General features: G+C 69.7%; 19 protein-coding genes. 7 read left to right on the forward strand and 12 right to left on the reverse strand.

Translation table 11 applies throughout. The annotated features are described in order from the left end of the window. Position 1 precedes the first annotated feature (1 nt). Positions 2-355: a MerR family transcriptional regulator gene (locus tag GPZ80_RS23240; protein ID WP_187223284.1), complete on the reverse strand. Its 354-nt coding sequence runs from the start codon at positions 353-355 to the stop codon at positions 2-4. An 86-nt stretch (positions 356-441) separates the two neighbouring features. Between GPZ80_RS23240 and GPZ80_RS23245 the strand changes: the two genes are divergently transcribed. Together GPZ80_RS23245 and GPZ80_RS23250 are read left to right on the forward strand one after the other, a co-directional pair. Beyond that, positions 442-759 (forward strand): DMT family transporter, encoded by a 318-nt coding sequence (locus tag GPZ80_RS23245; protein WP_187223186.1) that lies wholly within the window; start codon positions 442-444, stop codon positions 757-759. After that, positions 759-1094 carry a DMT family transporter gene (locus GPZ80_RS23250; RefSeq protein WP_187223187.1) on the forward strand — a complete coding sequence of 112 codons (336 nt, stop codon included), beginning with the start codon at positions 759-761 and terminating at the stop codon, positions 1092-1094. Before GPZ80_RS23245 ends, GPZ80_RS23250 begins: the two co-directional genes overlap by 1 nt. Here GPZ80_RS23250 and GPZ80_RS23255 read toward each other — a convergent pair. The 3 genes from GPZ80_RS23255 to pheS form a co-directional block, all read right to left on the reverse strand. Beyond that, positions 1091-2647: an alpha/beta hydrolase gene (locus GPZ80_RS23255; protein WP_187223188.1), complete on the reverse strand. Its 1557-nt coding sequence runs from the start codon at positions 2645-2647 to the stop codon at positions 1091-1093. The two genes, GPZ80_RS23250 and GPZ80_RS23255, sit on opposite strands and share 4 nt — an antisense overlap. 137 nt (positions 2648-2784) lie before the next feature. Then, positions 2785-5295 (reverse strand): phenylalanine--tRNA ligase subunit beta, encoded by a 2511-nt coding sequence (pheT, locus tag GPZ80_RS23260; RefSeq protein ID WP_187223189.1) that lies wholly within the window; start codon positions 5293-5295, stop codon positions 2785-2787. Then, positions 5296-6363 (reverse strand): phenylalanine--tRNA ligase subunit alpha, encoded by a 1068-nt coding sequence (pheS, locus tag GPZ80_RS23265; protein WP_187223190.1) that lies wholly within the window; start codon positions 6361-6363, stop codon positions 5296-5298. 207 nt (positions 6364-6570) lie between these two features. Here pheS and GPZ80_RS23270 point away from each other — a divergent pair, with 207 nt between their 5' ends. The 3 genes from GPZ80_RS23270 to GPZ80_RS23280 are packed head-to-tail and all read left to right on the forward strand — an operon-like array spanning position 6571 to position 11398. After that, the gene (locus tag GPZ80_RS23270; RefSeq protein WP_187223191.1) at positions 6571-8367 is read left to right on the forward strand and encodes an HSP90 family protein; all 1797 of its coding nucleotides are present in this window, start codon (positions 6571-6573) and stop codon (positions 8365-8367) included. Between the two features lie 9 nt (positions 8368-8376). Continuing rightward, the gene (locus GPZ80_RS23275; RefSeq protein ID WP_187223192.1) at positions 8377-11175 is read left to right on the forward strand and encodes a tetratricopeptide repeat protein; all 2799 of its coding nucleotides are present in this window, start codon (positions 8377-8379) and stop codon (positions 11173-11175) included. Positions 11176-11227: 52 nt separating this feature from the next. Continuing rightward, positions 11228-11398 carry a hypothetical protein gene (locus GPZ80_RS23280; protein ID WP_187223193.1) on the forward strand — a complete coding sequence of 57 codons (171 nt, stop codon included), beginning with the start codon at positions 11228-11230 and terminating at the stop codon, positions 11396-11398. 84 nt (positions 11399-11482) lie between these two features. Here GPZ80_RS23280 and GPZ80_RS23285 read toward each other — a convergent pair whose 3' ends face one another. Genes GPZ80_RS23285 through GPZ80_RS23295 form a run of 3 tightly spaced genes read right to left on the reverse strand, consistent with a single transcriptional unit; the run spans position 11483 to position 13520 of the window. Continuing rightward, entirely contained in the window at positions 11483-12154 is a 672-nt protein-coding gene (locus tag GPZ80_RS23285; protein WP_312880531.1) for a DNA alkylation repair protein, read from the reverse strand. Then, on the reverse strand, positions 12151-12828 hold the full coding sequence (locus GPZ80_RS23290) for a DUF4386 domain-containing protein (protein ID WP_312880521.1): 678 nt from the start codon (positions 12826-12828) through the stop codon (positions 12151-12153). Before GPZ80_RS23290 ends, GPZ80_RS23285 begins: the two co-directional genes overlap by 4 nt. Continuing rightward, on the reverse strand, positions 12825-13520 hold the full coding sequence (locus tag GPZ80_RS23295; protein WP_187223195.1) for an NAD(P)-dependent oxidoreductase: 696 nt from the start codon (positions 13518-13520) through the stop codon (positions 12825-12827). Before GPZ80_RS23295 ends, GPZ80_RS23290 begins: the two co-directional genes overlap by 4 nt. An 86-nt stretch (positions 13521-13606) precedes the next feature. Between GPZ80_RS23295 and GPZ80_RS23300 the strand changes: the two genes are divergently transcribed. After that, the gene (locus GPZ80_RS23300; protein WP_187223196.1) at positions 13607-14266 is read left to right on the forward strand and encodes a TetR/AcrR family transcriptional regulator; all 660 of its coding nucleotides are present in this window, start codon (positions 13607-13609) and stop codon (positions 14264-14266) included. A gap of 342 nt (positions 14267-14608) precedes the next feature. Then, a complete protein-coding gene (locus GPZ80_RS34085) occupies positions 14609-14737 on the forward strand; it encodes a DUF429 domain-containing protein (RefSeq protein ID WP_187223286.1) in 129 nt (42 codons plus the stop codon). A gap of 118 nt (positions 14738-14855) precedes the next feature. Here the strand turns inward: GPZ80_RS34085 and GPZ80_RS23310 are convergent, their stop codons facing one another. The 5 genes from GPZ80_RS23310 to infC all read right to left on the reverse strand — a co-directional run bounded on the left by GPZ80_RS23310 (position 14856) and on the right by infC (position 17695). Further along, positions 14856-15476, reverse strand: coding sequence for a maleylpyruvate isomerase family mycothiol-dependent enzyme (locus GPZ80_RS23310; RefSeq protein ID WP_312880522.1), 621 nt, complete (start codon positions 15474-15476; stop codon positions 14856-14858). An 81-nt stretch (positions 15477-15557) separates the two neighbouring features. Next, positions 15558-16355 (reverse strand): TrmH family RNA methyltransferase, encoded by a 798-nt coding sequence (locus GPZ80_RS23315; protein ID WP_187223197.1) that lies wholly within the window; start codon positions 16353-16355, stop codon positions 15558-15560. A gap of 2 nt (positions 16356-16357) precedes the next feature. Next, positions 16358-16750 carry a 50S ribosomal protein L20 gene (rplT, locus tag GPZ80_RS23320; protein WP_187223198.1) on the reverse strand — a complete coding sequence of 131 codons (393 nt, stop codon included), beginning with the start codon at positions 16748-16750 and terminating at the stop codon, positions 16358-16360. 60 nt (positions 16751-16810) lie between these two features. Beyond that, positions 16811-17005 carry a 50S ribosomal protein L35 gene (rpmI, locus tag GPZ80_RS23325; protein WP_187223199.1) on the reverse strand — a complete coding sequence of 65 codons (195 nt, stop codon included), beginning with the start codon at positions 17003-17005 and terminating at the stop codon, positions 16811-16813. Between the two features lie 87 nt (positions 17006-17092). Beyond that, positions 17093-17695: a translation initiation factor IF-3 gene (gene infC, locus GPZ80_RS23330; RefSeq protein ID WP_187223288.1), complete on the reverse strand. Its 603-nt coding sequence runs from the start codon at positions 17693-17695 to the stop codon at positions 17093-17095. Positions 17696-17905 lie beyond the last annotated feature (210 nt).

Consider the following 17905-nt stretch of genomic DNA (forward strand, 5'->3'; position numbering starts at 1 on the left):
CTCACTTGACGGACAAGGCCGTCTCGCTGCGCAGCGCCCGCAGCGTGTCGAGTTCACGATCAATGTCGCGCCGCTTGGCTTCGAGGCGCTCGACTTCCTGGGCGAGCAACTGCTCCATGACGCCGGTGCGCTCCTCGGGTGGGGCCTCCAGGCACGGGAGCAGCTCGTTGATCGTCGAGCTGGACAGGCCTGCGGCGAACAGGTGCTGGATCATGACCACCCGCTCGACCATGGCGCTGTCGAAGTCGCGCCAGCCGCCGGGCGTGCGCTCGGAGCGGATCAGCCCGTGCTCCTCGTAGTACCGCAGGGAGCGGGTGCTGACTCCGCTCGCGTCCGCCAGCTCACCGATGCGCATGAGACCCAGTCTTGCACTTGACACCGGTGTGAGGTTCCACGATGGCAGGGCACCCGCGTGACCCACCTCAATGAAGGACACCCGCCATGCACTGGCTGTACCTCGGCATCGCCGTGGTCTTCGAGATCACCGTCGCCATCTCCGCGGGCAAAGCCCACGGCTTCACCCGACCCGCCTGGACCGCCGCCACGCTGGTCAGCGGGGGAATCGCCACCTACTTCCTCAGCCTGGCCCTGCTCACCTTCGATGTCGGCGTCGGCTACGCGATCTGGACGTCGGTGGCAGGCGTCGGGATCGTCGTCCTCGGCGCGGTGCTCGGCCAACGGGTCGGGTGGCGCAAGCTCCTCGGCATCGCCGCCGTCATCGTCGGCGTCGTCGGCCTGCAGCTCAGCGGAGCAGCGTGATGACCCGCGCCTGGCTCGCGCTCCTGCTCGCCGGAGCCTTCGAGGTCGGCTACGCCCTGTCCGTCGGCGGCAGCCAGGGCTTCACCGTGCTGTCCTGGTCGCTCGTGGCGGTGGTCTTCTTCCTGCTGACGCTCTTTGCGCTGAGCCTCGCCCTGCGCACCATCGACGTGGGCATCGGCTACGCCGTCTGGGCAGGCATCGGCGCCGTCGGAGCCGCCCTGCTCGGCCCCCTCTTCTTCAGCGAGACCCTCACCCCGGTCAAGGCGCTCTGGCTCACCGTGATCATCGCGGGCGTCGTCTGGCTCAAGCTCTCCGACCGGCCCGCACCCACCTAGGGCCGGTACATCGTCCGCGGCCGGTCTCCGGCGTCCTCCCACGCAGCCCGCACGCCCGGTGTGGGCTGCGGGTGCGGGTCGCACTTGCTGTCGGACACCCGCCCCTGTCTGCGTTCCGGGAGCTTGCCACTGGCGAGGTAGTCGGCGATCTGGTCGTCGACGCAGGCGTTGCCGAACAGGCTCGCGGAGTGGGTGGTGCCGCCGACGCCCTCGATCAGCGCCGAGTTCGGGAACCGGTCGCGCACCTCCAACGCGCCCTCGAACGGGGTGGCGCCGTCCAGGGTCTCGCTGATCAGCAGGACCGGCGGGGCCTTCGAGCCGTCCACCTGGACCGGGGTGCCCGCGGGCGCGCCCCACTCGCGGCAGGGGGCGTTGTACCAGGCGTTGCTCCAGGTCTCGAACGGCGCGATGGCGTAGGTCTTCCAGTTGTCGGCCCGCCAGCGGTCCCAACTCGTGGGCCACCGCACATCAGTGCACTGCACGCCCAGGTACACCGCGAAACTGTTGTCCGAGCCCGGTTCCGAGCTGTGGATGCCGTCGTAGAGGGCCTTGAGCCCGGAGACATCGCCGTCGTTGCGGTACTTCGCGTACGCGGTCGCCAGGTCCTGCCAGCCGAAGACGAAGTACGCGGCGGGCAGGAACACGTCCGACAACTCGTCGGGGCCGAACACCCCGCCTGCGGGCTCGGTGCGGAGTTTCTGCTGCGTGGCGTAGAAGTCGGCTTCGATCTGGCTGCCGTCAGTGCCCAGGTGGTAGGTGGCGTCGTGCTTGGCGAGCCAGTCGAAGTAGATCTTGATGTTGCGCTCGAAGCCGACATTCTGTTCGAGATTCGACTTGTACCAGACGTTTCGCGGGTCGACCACGCCGTCGAGGACCATCCGGCCCACGCGGTCGGGGAACAGGGTGCCGTAGACCTGGCCGAGGTAGGTGCCGTAGGAGTAGCCCAGGAAGTTGATCCGCTCCTGGCCCAGCGCCACCCGCAGGGCTTCCATGTCCTTGACCGTGTCGGTGGTGCGCAGGTGCGCCAACAGGTCGCCGCCCTGGGCCGCGCAGGCCTGCGCGTAGCCCTTCGTCCGGTCGAGCCAGGTCTGCTCCAGTTCGCCGGACACCGGCACGTAGTACGGCCGGTTGTAGCTGAAGTAACCGCTGTCGCAGGTCAACGAGGGCTCGCTGGACCCGACGCCGCGCGGGTCGAAGCCGATCCAGTCGTAGGTCTTGCCCGCGCCCTTCGGCACGCGCTCGCCGAGGATCGACAGGTGGATGCCCGACCCGCCCGGTCCGCCCGGGTTGGTCAGCATGACGCCCTGGTACTGGTCGGCGGGCGCGGTGGCCTTGATCCGCGACACCGCGATTTTGATCTTCTTGCCCTCGCGCGCGTCGTGGTCGAGCGGGACTTCGAGCTTCCCGCATTCCGCGCCACGCAGGACAAGCACCGGATGCTCACACGGACCCCAGGCGATCGGCGGCGGCTCATAAGCCGCCACCACCGGTGCCCACGCCACGATTCCCGCCACGACACCCACAGCCGCGGCGGCGGCCACGATCTTCCTCACAGCGTCCCTTCGATCAGATCCGGTCGACGTACCGGATCACCCGATGCTGCCCGGTGCGGCTCCACAGGGGAACCGCGCCGCGCCGCGTTCTCGGTGGGGACTGGAGAAAACCGCTCAGCCGTCGTAGGCCATCAGTGTCACGCGCGCAGCGCGGCGCCGAAACGCTCGGCCGCCGAGGCCACCGCAGCATCGCGCGCCGTGGTCGCCTCGTCCACCGTCAACGTGCGGTCCGGCGCGCGGAAGCGCAGCGAGTACGCCAGCGACCGCTTGCCCTCGCCGACCTGCTCACCGGTGAACACGTCGAACAGGCTCAGGTCTTCGAGCAGCTCGCCGCCGCCCGCGCGCAACGCGTCGGAGAGCTCCGCGGCGGGCACCTCGTCGTCGACGACCAGCGCCACGTCGAGCAGCACCGGCGGGTACGGCGAGACATGCGGCACCGGGCGGTGCTCGGTCAGCGGCAGCGCGTCCAGGTCGATCTCCATCGCGCAGGTGCGCGCGGGAAGACCCATCGCCTCGGTGACCTTCGGGTGCAGCTCACCCGCGTGTCCGACGGGGAACCCGCCGACGCGCAGCTGCGCGCACCGGCCCGGGTGCCACGGAGCCAGGTCGGCCTTGTGGACACTCAGCTCGACGCCCGCGGCCCGGGCGACGAGCTTGGCCGCCTCGACCGCGTCGGCCCAGCTCGCCTGCTCGCCCTTGCCCCACCAGCCCGCGCGCTGCCGGTGGCCCGCGAGGACCACGGCGACATGCGCAGGCTGCACCGGCAGGGTGCCGTTGAGCTGGACGATCTCCTCGTCACTCGGCCTGCCGTCGACGCCCACCTCGGGCATCGGGACCCGCTCGGTGCGCGGCAGCACGACCTGTCCGATGTGGAAGATCGAGACATCCTTCGCGCCACGGGAGACGTTGCGCGACAAGACATCGAGCATCCCCGGCAGCAGCGTGGACGCCAGCTCGGCGCGGTCGGCCTCCAGCGGGTTGCTCACCGACAGGGTGCGCCTGCGGATGTCGTCGGCAGCCAGGCCCAACTGGTCCCACACCGTCTTGGCGACGAACGGGAACGGCAGCACCTCGACGTAACCCGACTCGGCGAGCGCACGGGAAACCGCGCGCTGCCGCCGCTGCTTCGGGCTCAGGCCCTGACCGGCCGGGGCGGGCGGCAGCACCGACGGGATCGTGTCGTAACCCTGCAGGCGCAGCACCTCCTCCACCAGGTCGGCGGGCTGGTTGAGGTCGGCACGCCAGGTCGGCGGGTGCGCGGTGACGTTGGGCTTGCCGTCCTCGCCGGTGCCGACGTCGACCAGGCAACCGATCTGCTGCAGCCGCGAGACGGTGACGCCGCGGTCGTAGCGGACGCCGGCGACCCGGTCGGGCAGGTCCATCGCGATGGTGATGGGCGCGGGCGCGGTCGGGTTGCCCACGTCGGTGCGGCCGGGCTGGATGCTGCCTTCGCCGAACTCGCGGAGCAGGCGCGCGGCCCGCTCCAGCGCGACCGGCGGCAGCGCCGGGTCGACCACACGCTCGAAGCGCTTGGACGCCTCGCTGGGCAGCTTGTGCCTGCGCACGGCCCGGGCGATGGACGCCGGGTCCCAGATGGCCGCCTCGAGCAGGATGTCGGTGGACTCGGCGCTGACCTCGGTGCTCGCGCCGCCCATCACACCGGCGAGTGAGATCGGGCCCGACTCGTCGCACACGACGATGTCGTCGGGGTCGAGGGTGCGGGTCACGTCGTCGAGGGTGACCAGCTTCTCCCCCGCCTTCGCCCGGCGGATCGTGAGACCGCCCCGCAGCTTGGTGGTGTCGAAGGCGTGCATGGGCTGGCCCATTTCGAGCATCACGTAGTTGGTGATGTCGACGGCCAGCGAGATCGAGCGGATGCCCGCGAGCATCAGCCTGCGGTGGATCCACCACGGTGTGGGCGCGGTCGGGTCGACCCCGGTGACGCGGCGGACCACGAACCGGGCGCAGCCGTCGGTGTCCTCGATGGTCACCGGCACGGCCTCGGAGTCGGCCTCGGGCACCTCGATGGCGGCCGGGTCGACCATCCGCAGGTCGAACGCGCACGCCAGCTCACGGGCCAGGCCGCGCACCGAGAAGCAATAGCCGCGGTCGGGGGTCAGGGCCAGCTCGATGACCTTGTCGGTCAGGCCGAGCAGGTCGATGGCGTCGTCGCCGGGGGCGATCTCGCCGGTCGGCAGGACCATGATCCCGGCGTGGTCGTCGCCAAGCCCCAGCTCGCGGGCGGAGCAGATCATGCCCTTGCTGGTGCGCCCATAGGTCTCGCGCGCGGTGATCTTGAAGTCTCCGGGCAGGACCGCGCCGGGCAACGCGACGACGACGAGGTCGCCCTCGACGAAGTTGGTCGCACCGCAGATGACCTGGGTGCTGACGGGCTCGTCGGAGTCGGTGTCCTCGGGGTCGCCGATCTCGACGGTGACGAACCGGATCGGCTTTTTGAACTCGGTGAGCTCGGTGATCTCGGCCACCCGGCCGACCACGAGCGGACCGGTGACCGGCCCGAGCGTGCTGATCTCCTCCACCTCCATGCCGACCCGGACGAAAGCGTCCGCGATCTGCTCGGCGGTGAGGTCCCGGTGTTCCTCGTTGAGCTGAAGCTGCTGGATGAGCCAGCTGACGGGGATCCTCAACTACGCCTCCGTGCCGAAGGGAAGGGTGAACCGGACATCGCCCTCGACCATGTCGCGCATGTCGGGGATGCCGTTGCGGAACTGGAGCGTCCGTTCCAGGCCCATGCCGAACGCGAAACCGGAGTAGACCTCCGGGTCGACGCCGCAGGCGCGCAGGACGTTGGGGTTGACCATGCCGCAGCCACCCCACTCGATCCAGCCGGGGCCGCCCTTCTTCTCGGCGAACCACACGTCGAGTTCGGCGGAGGGCTCGGTGAAGGGGAAGAACGACGGGCGCAGCCGGACCCGGGCGTCGGGGCCGAACATGGCCCGGGCGAACGCGTCGAGGGTGCCTTTGAGGTGGGCCATTGTCAGGCCCTTGTCGACGGCGAGGCCCTCGACTTGGTGGAACACCGGCGTGTGGGTCGCGTCCAGGGCGTCGGTGCGGTAGACCCGGCCCGGGCAGACGACGTAAACCGGCAGGTCACGGTCGAGCAGCGAGCGGATCTGCACCGGCGAGGTGTGCGTGCGCAGCACCAGACCCGAGTTCTCCGGCTCGACGTAGAAGGTGTCCTGCATCGTGCGCGCGGGGTGGTCCTTCTTGAAGTTCAGCGCGTCGAAGTTGAACCACTCGGTCTCGACCTCGGGTCCCTCGGCCACCTCGTAGCCCATGCCGACGAACACGTCGGCGACTCTCTCCGAGAGCGTGGTCAGCGGGTGCCGGGCGCCGCGGGGGACGCGGTCCCAGGGCAGGGTGACGTCGACGCCCTCTTCGCGCAGCACGCGCTCGTCGCGCTCGACCTGCAGCGCGGCACGCCGCTCGTCGAAGGCGGCGTTGATCAGGCCCTGGGCCTCGTTGACCCGCTTGCCCGCCTCGGACCGCGCCTTGGGAGGCAGCGCCCCGATCTCGCGGCGGGCCTGCAGCAGGGGGGACTTGTCACCCAGGTGGGCGGGCTTCACCGCGGCGAGCGCGTCGAGGTCGGCGGCGGCGGAGAACTCCTCGCGCGCTTTCTCGACAGCGGCCTGCAGGGTCTCCGGTGAGAGCGCCGCGACCTCTTTGGGGTCGTACGGGTCGTTGGCTCCGGACATGGTTGGTGGACAGCTCCCGAGGTCCTGTGATGGCCGAGCGGTACACCCGATCGGCCGGGTGAGCGCCTTGATCCTAGGCGATGGAGGTCGAGCTCCCCCATCGAGTTACCCCCGCGACACCTTCACCGCCGAATGTCACCGACCTATGTCTCAGGACACCTGTACTGTCACAGCGCCCGCTGTCCCTACCGCTGTTGAGGTTCCGTCTTGGCCCAGACCTTCGGTGTGAACCTGCGCGGCGTCATCGATCTGCTCAGCCACCATCTCTACAGCAGCCCCCGCGTCTACCTGCGCGAACTCCTCCAGAACGCGGTCGACGCGGTCACCGCGCGCAGGCTGGGCGACCCGTCGACGCCGGGGCGGATCCTGATCGAGTCCACCGAGCGGACCGGCAACGGCACCCTGCGGATAACGGACACCGGGATCGGCCTCGACGAGTCCGAGGTGCACTCCCTGCTGTCCACCCTGGGCGGCACCTCCAAGCGCGACGAGTTGGGGTTCGCCCGGCAGGACTTCCTCGGGCAGTTCGGGGTGGGCCTGCTCTCCTGCTTCCTGGTCGCCGACGAGGTGCGGTTGGTGAGCCGTTCGGCCAACGGCAGCCCAGCGGTGCGCTGGGTCGCCCACGGCGACGGCACCTACGACGTCGAGGTCGACGACTCCGCCCGCGCCGAGGTCGGCACGACGGTGGAGCTGGTCCCCCGGCGCGACTGCGACCACTGGGCCGAGTACGACACGGTGGCGATGCTGGCCGCCGAGTTCGGGTCGCTGCTGCCGGTGGAGGTCCGGGTCGCCGGGCCGAACGGGCAGGTGCTGGTCACCGAGGACGAGCTGCCCTGGATCCGCCGCGAGGACGAGTCCGTCGCCCAGCACCACGACCGGCTGGCCGAGTACTGCCGCGAGACCCTGGGCTTCGAGCCGTTCGACGTGGTGCCGCTGGAGTTCGGCGCGGTCGGGCTGACCGGAGCGGCGTTCGTGCTGCCGGCGGGCGCCAACCCGGGGACCCGGCAGGCGCACCGGGTGTACCTCAAGCGGATGCTCGTGGGCACCTCGATCGAGGGCCTGCTGCCCGACTGGGCCTACTTCGTCCGCTGCGTGGTCGACACGTCGGCGCTGCGCCCGACGGCGAGCCGTGAATCCCTCTATGAGGACGAGACGCTGCTGGCCGTGCGCGACGCGCTGGGCACCCGGCTGCGCGACTGGCTGCTGCGGCTGGACGCGACCGAGCCGGAGCGGGCGGCCTCGATGCTGGCCGCGCACCAGCTAGGCATCAAGTCCGTCGCCCTGGTCGACGACGAGCTGCTGCGCCTGGCCGAGCGGTGGGTGCCGTTCGAGACGACCCGGGGCACGATGCCGCTGCGCCAGTTCCGCCGCGGCCACGCCACCGTGCTCTACACCCCCGACGTCGACGAGTTCCGTCAGCTCGCCCCGGTGGCCCGGGCTCAGGGCATCGGCCTGGTCAACGCCGGCTACGCCTACGACACGGAGCTGCTCAAGCGGCTGGCCGCCCTCGACGGCGCCAACACCGCGCGCCGGGTGGAGCCCTCGGAGTTGCTGGCCGCCCTGGGCAGGCCCAACGCCCAGGTCGAGGCGACGATGAAGCGGACCATGTCGGTGGCGTCGAAGGTCCTCGACGGCCACGACTGCGAGCCCATGCTGCGCGACTTCGACCCGGTGTCGCTGCCCGCGCTGCTGGTGGCCGACGCCGGCGGCGCGCGCAGGCGCGACACCGCCGAGGCCCGGGAGACCGCGGACCCCCTGTGGCAGGACCTCCTGGGCAGGCTGGTGGACGCCGACTCGGGCGCCGCGCAACAGCTGGTCTTGAACACGCGCAACCCGCTGGTGGCCCGCCTCGCCGGGATCGACGACCCGACGCTGTTGGAGACGGCCGTGCTCGCGCTGTACGTCCACGCGCTGCTGCAGTCGCACCGCCCGCTGCGCCCCAAGGACACCGCGACGCTCAACGGGTCCTTCCTGGACCTGCTGGACCGCGCGATCGGCGACTGAGAGCAGAGTATGTCCACGTCAGAGCCCGACGAGTCCCGTGACCGTGTCGCGCACATGGTGCACGCGACCGAATCGATGCCCGCGGGCCAAGCCAAGTGCGAGGCGCTGGAGCGAGCGGCGCGCGCGGCCGACGCGGCGGGCTTCACCGACTACGCCGTCGCAGCCCGGCTGGTCCTGGTCAACGCCTACCGGGAGATCCGCCGCTACGACCTGATGCTCACCCCGTTCGCCTGGCTGCGCACCACCGAGCGGCTGCACCCGGAGGCCTTCGACGAGTGGGCGCTGCACCAGTTCAACTGGATGCACAAGTGGCTGCCGACGGGTCTGCTCGGCGATCCACGGTTCAGCCTGGAGCAGATCGGCTCCGTGGTGGAGGAACTCGCCGAGCGCTACCGGCAGCAGGGGTATTCGCTGCATCCGGTGCACGACAAGCTGCGCGCGGTCGCCCACCACATCGGCGACACGGAGGCCGCGGACGCGCACTTCGCCGCGTGGCGGGCGGCGGAGCCGGACGAGATGAGCGACTGCGCGGCGTGCGTCGTGGACAGCCAGGTCGGGTACTTCGTCTCCCGCAAGCGGTTCACCGAAGCCATCGACGCGGCCGGCTCGGTGCTCACCGAGCCGTCGGACTGCGCCGAGCAGCCGCACGGGGTGATGGCGTCGCTGCTGGAGGCATACCTCGCCACCGGCAGGCTCGATGAGGCCGCCCACGCGCACCTGGTGTCGTACCGGGTGGTGCGCGACACCCCGCAGGCCCGGTCGGCGCTGCACGCGCACCTGCGGTTCTGCGCGCTGACCGGCAACGCCGCGCGCGGGCTGGACATCCTGAGCCGCAACCTCGACGTGCTCGCCGGCCCGCCCAGCCCGAAGGTGCGCCAGGACTTCGCGGCCGCCGCCGCCCTGCTGCTGAGCCGGGTCCCCGACCGCGCGGACCGGATGTTCCGGCTCGGCGAGCAGGCGCTCACCGGCGAGGAGCTGTGGGCGCACTGCGTCGAGACAGCGCGCGGCACGGCGAAGAAGTTCGACGAGCGCAACGGGACCGACGCCGCGAGTCGCCGGGTCGAGGAGACCCTGGCGCTGCCCGACGCCGAGCCGATCGTGCTCGCTGTGCCGGGAACCGTTGTCCCGCTTAGGGATTCCGATCCGGAGGACCTGGCCGACCCGGTGGACGTCGCCGAGCGCGCGTGCGTCGCGATGGACGGCGGCAGCCTGTTCACCGGGGCCCGGCTACTGGCCGCGCTGCCCGCCGACCTCGACGGTCTGCTGCCCGACGGGCTCGCCGCCCGGGTCGCCGTGCACCGCACCTGGCTCGCGCGCCGCGCCAGGCCTGAGGAGCTGATCGACAGCCTCAACGGCATCCTCGTGCGGCTCACCGCCGCGGGTGAGGACGCGGCGGCGGCGCGGCTGCACTCGTTCCTCGCCGACCTGCTGAGTTCGGTCGAACGGCCCGACGACGCCGCCGAGCACGCGCGCCTGGCCCTGGAGATCTCCCGCCGCGTGGGCGACCCGATCGGGGTCATGCGGGCCCACCTGGCCACGGCGGACCTGCTCGCCGAAACCGATCCGGAACGCGCTTCGTCCGAAGTGGACGAAGCCGAGCGGATCGCCGTCGCGCAGGCGCCGAACCGGCTCGGCGGCGTCCGCAAGGCACGCGCGGAACTGTTGGAGCGCAAGGGAGACCTTGAAGGCTCGCTGAAGATCATCGAGGCGCTCGCGGCCGACGCCGACCGGTGGCCGGAGTCGACCCGGCTCGCGGTGAGCGGCCACCGGGCGCGGCTGCTGGCCAACCTCGGGCGGATCGAGGAGTCCGTCGAGCAGTTCGCGCACTTCGTCGAGGTGGCGCGCACGTACCCGGGGCCGTGGGTGGCCGAGGCGCTGATGCAGTCGGCGAGCCTGCTCGACCAGACCGACCTCGCCGGATCCCACCTGCCGGTGCTGATCGACGCGGTCGCCGCCGCCCGCACCTACCTGACCCCGGGGGCGGTCGGGCAGGCGTGTCTGCACCTGTCTGCGGGGTATCTGGCGGCCGGGCGGGACATCGAGGCGGCGGAGACGCTGGAGGAAGCGCTGCGGCTGATGCCCACGGCGTTCGTCGGCCCGGTGGCCGACATCCACTACCGGTTGGCCCTGGCGTGCCGAAACCTCGGCGAGTTCGACGGCGCCGCCAACCACTTCGACGCGGTCCTGGCCACGGCGGACGACGGCGACCACGGCCTGCGCGCCCACGTGCTGTTCCAACTCGGCGACGCCCGGCTCGAACTCGGGGACTACCCGGGGGCGGCGGCGTCCTTCCGCGAGTCGGCGGCGACGTGGCAGATCGCGGACAACCCGGTGGCGGCGGCGGAATCCCTGGTCAAGCTCGCACACGCGGCCGGGTTGGACGACCTGCAGGCGGGCCTGCTGGCGCTGGACGAAGCCGCGAACCTGCTGCCCGACGACTCGGTGCCGGGCGCGTTGGACCAGCAGGCTGATGTGATCGGGTTCCGGGTGGCGCTGCTGGCCCACCACCAGCGCTTCGCCGAGGCCCTGGAAGTCAACCAGCGCACGGAGGAGTACGCGGTCCGGTTGGGAAACAGCGAGTGGCATGCCTTCCTGGCCGGCCGCGCGGCCCGGCTGCGGTTGGACCTCGGGCAACTCGCGGCGGCCGAGTCCGATGCCCGGCGGGCGGCGGCATTGCTGACCGACGACGCCGGGGACGCGACTGTCGGGGCGGTGTTGGGGACATTGGCGCGGACGTTGGAGGAACAGGCGAAAACGGTGGACACCGACCCCCTGGTCCGCGAACTCACCGACCGCCTGTCCCAGTAGGCCGGACTGACATGATCTTGGCGAGCAGCAAGCCGATGATCAGGAGAGTCCCATGGCCGAACTCGAGCCGACACCCGCCGACACCACAGCGAAGCCCGACGGGTTCCAGGTGAAAGTTGAGGAATCAGACGTTGTGGTGAACAAGAAGTTCGAAGACGAGACCGTCGAGATCACCCTGAACGTGAACCACACGGTCGACGCCGAAGGACCTGAAGAGGATTAGGGTCAGGTCATCGGGGCCCCGAGTCGCCACACGCGGCTCGGGGCCATCTTCCTGGCCCCCGATCGGACAGGTGTCGCGAACCTGCTATTTGGCGTGCTGTCGGCGCACTATCTCGGCGATCCAGGTCGGCGCGAACGGGGACGTGCAGTTCGGCGGGGTCGGGTAGTCCTTGAGCACCTGCAGGCGTTCGCCGATGTCGATCGCACGCGCCCGGTGGTCGGGGTGCTCGATGCCGATCTGGGCCAGGCAGTGGTTCATCGCCCACTGCAGCCGGTCTGGCGCCCCCTTCATCTCCGCCTCGATGACATCGAGCAGCCCTTCGAGATCAAGGCCCTCGGGGTTCTTCACCACGCGCTCGGACGTCAGCGCCCAGCCCGCGCTCGCGACCACCGGGTCCGGGTCGGCGAACCAGGTCAGGCGCAGTTCCTCGGCGTGCGGCGTCTTCTTCACCACGTAGTTCACGAGCCAGTCGTGCACCTTGGGGACGCGCGCGTCACGCAGCATGACGTCCAACCCGGCGCGCTCGAATGACTTCGGCCGACAGATCAGAATCGCCAGGAGTCTCGCCGCGGTGTCCCCCGTCGCCCAGAGCCCGAGTGCGAGGTCCTGCTGCGTCCTCAACCGCTTCGCGAGCGCGCGCAGCTTGGTGAGGTTCACCCCGTGATCGTCGCCGTGTCTCTCGTTGACCGCGCGTATCTTCGGGTCCTCGAGAGCGGCCAACTCGGCCATGACCCCGGCCACCGTCGTCTCAGTCACCATGCGGGCGATTGTGCCTGATCAGCCGCGACGCGCGACCGGGGAACAGCCTTGACCAGCAGCCACGCGATGAACGTGAGTTCCGCGACCGCCGCCGGGGTCATGGCGAACGGTGAGATGGTCGCGCCGAACTCGGGGGCGAGGAAGCGGGCGAGGACATCCACGAGGTGGCCGGCGCAGCCGATCACCAGCAGCACACCCAACACCTTCGGGAAGTAGCCCGATTTGACGATCAGGTACGCCAGCGGCAGCAGCCACAGGCCGAAGTAGACCTGGGCGATGAGGTACCCGTCACGCTGCATTTCGATGAACAGCGTGGCCAGGTGATCCGAACCGGTCCGGCTGGTGGCGATCGCCAACGCCGTCTTCTGGTTGAGCAGGTTGAGGCTTTGGATCGCGACACTGACCGCGACGAAGACGACCATCGCCGCGGCCGCCGCCTGGCTGACGTGCTTGAGCAACGCGAACAATGCCATGGCGGTCAGAAGGAAGGCCGCGGCCCCGACCAACTCGCCGACGAAGCCGAGGCGGTACAAGGTCGCCGAGGCCTCGATGCTGTCGGCTGTGGCCGCCTGCTCCACGACGCTCGTGTTCACCAGTCCGGCGAAGATGGTGAGCACGGCGACCATCAGATACAGCGACCCCGCGATCCTCGCGAGCGTTCTCGGGCTCACGCCTGCCTGCCCGCGTGCGCGAGGGCCGACGGGGTCAGCCTGCCGACGATGGCCGGGGCCTCGTGGACGAGGGTGTCGTCCTCCACCGCCTCGACCATGAACAGGGCGTAGTCCACGCGCCGAGTCCGGTTGCTTGCCAGGGCCGGGTCGCCGACGTGTCCGCGCCACACCGGGAGACCCTGGCTTTCGCCGTCCTCCAGGTCGCTGCCCCGCACGACCGTCCACCTGGTGTCACTGGCGAAAACCCGCCTGCACGCCTCCACCTGGTCGTCCACGTCGACGAGCCGGATGAGCTTCGCCAGCCTGCCGAACACGGCCGCGTACGCCTTGAACGTCCAGGGGTACACGTCCTTCCCGTCGCGGGTGATGTGCCAGCCGCAGGAGAAGATCAGGCGGGCGCCCGGCCGGGCGTGGTCGAGGACGGCCTGGGCCGTGCCAGTGGCCAGGTGGCTTCTCCCCCATGGCACCAGGACCGTGAGCACGGCGTCGCATCCGTTCACCGCCTTGGCGATGACCGCGCGGTCGTCGGTCGGGCCGGGGATCACCGTGATCCGTCCCTCGAACTCGGCGAGCTTGGGCACGCTCTTCTCCCGGCACACGCCCACGACCTCGTATCCGCGGTCCAACGCGTGCCGAACCAGATGGCGCCCGAGCTTCCCGGACGCGCCGATGACGCACAGCTTCTTGCCCATTTCCAAGCTCCTCGACTCGCTGCGACTTACAGCGTAAGGCTGTACCTTGCGGTGTAAGGTTGTCAAGCCGTCAGACAGGAGACCTCGTGGCCACCGACCCGCCCCGCCGCCCCGCGCTCAGCAAGGAACTGGTGCTGCACACGGCGGTCGCGTTGGCGGACGAGACGGGCGCGGGCGTGCCGAGCATGCGCAAGCTCGCCGAACGGCTCGGTGTCGAGGCGATGTCGCTGTACCACCACTTCCGCAACAAGGACCTGATCCTCGACGGCATGGTCGACCTCGTCTTCGCCGAGATCGAACTCCCGTCCGACGACGCCGACTGGCGGCCCGCGATGCGCGAACGGGCGGCCTCGATGCGCGACGCGCTGATGCGGCACCCCTGGGCGATCAGCCTGATGGACTCGCGGACGAATCCGGGACACGCGACGCTGCGCCACCACAACGCGGTGATCGGCAGCCTTCGGTCCGGCGGCTTCTCGATTTCCGGTGCGGCCCATGCGTTCTCGGTGCTGGACAGCTACGTCTACGGGTTCACGCTCCAGCAGCTCAGCCTGCCGTTCACGTCATCGGCCGAACTTGAGGACGTGGCGGGGTCGGTCCTAAACCAGCTGCCCGGCGACGAGTTCCCGCACCTCGCCGAGATGATCGCCGAACACACCCGGATACCGGATTACACCAAGGAGTTCGAGATCGGACTCGACCTGATCCTCGACGGGCTTGGGCGTCAGTGCGAGAGCTGGCGGTAATTCGGCTGCGCGGGTCCCGTACAACTGTTGCGGGACAAGGAATCCTGACCGCGGCGGCATGTAACCACGGTGGGAAGGTACACGAGATGGCACTAGCGACCAAGACCGCCGACTCGTCGCACTGGATCGCCGAGTAGCGGAGCGGCCTCGGCCCGAGGCCTACGGCGCCCAGGCCCGAGAAGCCGCACTCTTCCACGAGTTGGACACCGGGTCCACGCCGCTGACGAGGCCGGCTCGCCAGGACGCGTTGGCTGCGGCCTCTGGGTGAAATCAGTTGGTGCGGCGGCGGAAGGCGGCGCGGTACGCATCAGAGCGAAACAGATCTGACAGCGGCTCGCCGCCCTGGACGAGGTTCTCGATGCCGCCGTCTGCGTCTCGTCCGCACACCGCGTCGCACGTGGTGAGGCTCGGTGCTGGCCGGACAACCCCGAAATCCTCAGCGACGGCCCCTCTTGCGCGATCTGGGCTTGAGTCACCGCACACGTGGACAAAGGACCAACCGTGATCATCATCTGCCCCAACTGATTCAGCGCCGACGACGTGCAACTCCCCCGTGCGCAGCCCCTGACTCGCCAGCGTAGGCAGATCGTCAGACCGCCAGCCTGACTACTCCCGGCCCGGAAAGCTCGTCCAACGCCACCCGGCGACCGGAAATGGCCAGGAGCAAGGCAAGTGCGGGTCCACTGGCCTCCGCGCCCTCGCCGATCGTCAGGTCCGCGTCCGTGGCCGTCAACCGGAGGCCGGAAACCAGTTCCTTGGCTCCACCAAAGGACGCCGGGGTGCGGGCCTGCAGTTGGAGCGACCGGATCACCGCCTCCGGCGCGTACGTGTGGGTGATGCCCAGGGGGCGGCGGATGTCCTCGCCGTGGAGGACTTCCTCGACGAGTCTGGTGTCGAGTGGGGCCGGTGGGGTCGACGTGCGTGACACCACCTGACGCAGGCGGTTCAGGGTCTCCGCCGGGGTGGCGCCGCGTTCGCGTTCTACGCCGGAGGCGTTCTGGCGGTGGAAGTCGAAGCGGGCGCGGATGAAGGTGGTCACGAAGCTGACCCGCGTCGTCTTGGCTGTGTTGATCAGGTGGGCTACGACGTCGTGGACGGTCCAGCCCTCGCACAGTGACGGCGTGTCCCACTGTTCGTCGCCCAGGCGGGTGAGGTCTTCGATCAGTGCCGCTCGCTCGGCGTGCACCATCGGCCAGACGTCGTTGTTCACGGGCTGCTCCTTCGCTCGACCAAGTGTCTACGAATGAGACTGTCGGCGCGGCCGAAACTCGTCGGTCGGAGGGCCGTGACTTTAAGCGCGGTGGGCGCGGGCGCTGGCGTAGAGGCACACCGCGGCGGCGGTGGCGAGATTCAAGCTCTCGGCGGCGCCGTACAGGGGGACCTTCACCACCGAGTCCATCTGGGACAGCACGTGGTCGTCCAGGCCGTGAGCCTCGCTGCCGAAGACCCAGGCGGTCGGTTCCGTCAGCTCGCCGGTGGCCTCAAAGAGGTCCTGGGTGGCGTGGCCGTCCGCCGCGACCAGGCGCAGACCTGCTGAGCGGCAGGCGTCGAAGACGGCGGCGGTGTCGCGGGAACGGATCAACGGCAGGTGGAAGACGCTGCCGGTCGACGCTCGCACGCACTTGCCGTTGTGCGGGTCGACGGTGTCGCCCGCGAACACGACCGCGCAAGCACCCGCCGCGTCCGCCACTCGGGTCACGGTGCCCGCGTTGCCCGGGTCGGAGACGCCGACCATGACCGCGACCAGTGGACCCGCGAGCGATCCCAACGGCTGGTCGAGCACGTCACAGACCGCGATGATGCCTTGCGGCGTAATGGTTTCCGACAGACCGGACGCGGCCTTGTCGTTGACGTACGAGACCGGCACGCTCACCGAGTCGAGCAGTTCGGCGTTGCGCGTAGCCGCCTCTGGGGTCACGAACAGCTCGTGGACCCGTCCGTAGGCCAGGGCTTCACGTACCGCCTGGGCGCCCTCGACCAGGAAGCGGCCTGCCTTGTCCCGACCCGCGCGGCGAGTCAGGGCGCGAGCGGCAGCGACCCGGGGGGTCCGTTCAGTGAACGGTTCCACCCCGGGTCGCTGCGAGCGCATGCTCAGGAAGCTGCCTCGGCCTCGGCGGCCTTGCCCTGAGTACCGGCGTTGACGCGGGCGATCTCGACCAGCGCGGTGAACGCGGTCGGGTCGCTCACGGCGAGCTCGGCCAGGATCTTGCGGTCGACCTCGACACCGCCGACCCGAAGGCCCTCGATGAAGCGGTTGTAGCTCATGCCGTTCTGGCGCGCGGCGGCGTTGATCCGCTGGATCCAGAGCTTGCGGAAGTCACCCTTGCGGGCCCGACGGTCCCGGTAGGCGTAGTTGAGCGAGTGGAGCACCTGCTCCTTGGCCTTGCGGTACAGCCGCGAGCGCTGGCCGCGGTAACCGCTGGCGAGCTCGAGAGTCGTGCGGCGCTTCTTTTGGGCGTTGACCGCCCGCTTGACGCGTGCCACGGTTCCGTCCTGTCGATCTAGTGGGCGGAGTGATCCGCCCGGTGGGCATTCGGGGGTGTCTTAGCGAGCAAGCATCCGGTTGAGGCGCTTCTCGTCGACCTTCGCGACCTCGGCGGTGCCGGAGAGCCTGCGGGTCAGCGAGGTGGGCTTCTTCTCCAGCTTGTGGCGAAGGCCTGCCTGCTGGCGGCGGAGCTTGCCCTTACCGGTGACGCGGACTCGCTTGGAGGCCCCGGAATGGGTCTTCATCTTCGGCATGTTGGTTCCTCGTCTCGTGCCGTCCCGAGCCTTGGTGGCACTCGGGGCGGCAGCCAATCGGGGGTGTTCGTCGACCGGCGGACCGGTCTAGGGCTCCTCGGTCGAGCTGTCGCTCAGTTCGTCGGAGTCCGCGCCCTCGGTCGCCTTGGGCTTGGGCTTAAGGTTCTTGTGCGGCGCCAACACCATGATCATGTTTCGGCCGTCCTGCTTCGCGGACGACTCGACGAAGCCCAGCTCCTCCACGTCCTCGGCGAGCCGCTGCAGCAGTCGGAAGCCCAACTCAGGGCGGGACTGCTCGCGGCCGCGGAACATGATGGTGACCTTGACCTTGTTCCCGTGCTCGAGGAAGCGAACAACGTTGCGCTTCTTGGTCTCGTAGTCGTGGGAATCGATCTTGGGCCGGAGCTTCTGCTCCTTGATGACGGTGAGCACCTGGTTGCGCCGGGACTCCCGGGCCTTCTGCGCGCTCTCGTACTTGAACTTTCCGAAGTCCATGAGCTTGCATACCGGCGGGCGCGCCTGAGGTGCGACCTCCACGAGATCAAGATCCGCTTCCTGCGCGAGCCGGAGGGCGTCCTCGATGCGGACGATTCCGACCTGCTCGCCGTTGGGTCCGACAAGTCGGACTTCCGGCACGCGGATGCGGTCGTTGATGCGTGTCTCCGTGCTGATGGGGCCTCCTCGGTCCAGTGATATGACAGCGCGCGAGTGAGGTCCCCTGAACTACATCGAGCCCCGATGCCTGATGGCATGCGGGGCCCGCTTCCGACCGATCCTCGACATTGGCGTCGGTTAGGACACCGTCGAGTACACCAACAACACACCGAATGAACGGCGGTTTTCAGTGACCGGACCCGGCCGCCTCGCGGTGACTCGGGTGGGAGCGGGGGCTCCACTTTG

It is taken from the genome of Actinokineospora xionganensis (assembly GCF_014323725.1).
Classification (GTDB): domain Bacteria; phylum Actinomycetota; class Actinomycetes; order Mycobacteriales; family Pseudonocardiaceae; genus Actinokineospora; species Actinokineospora xionganensis.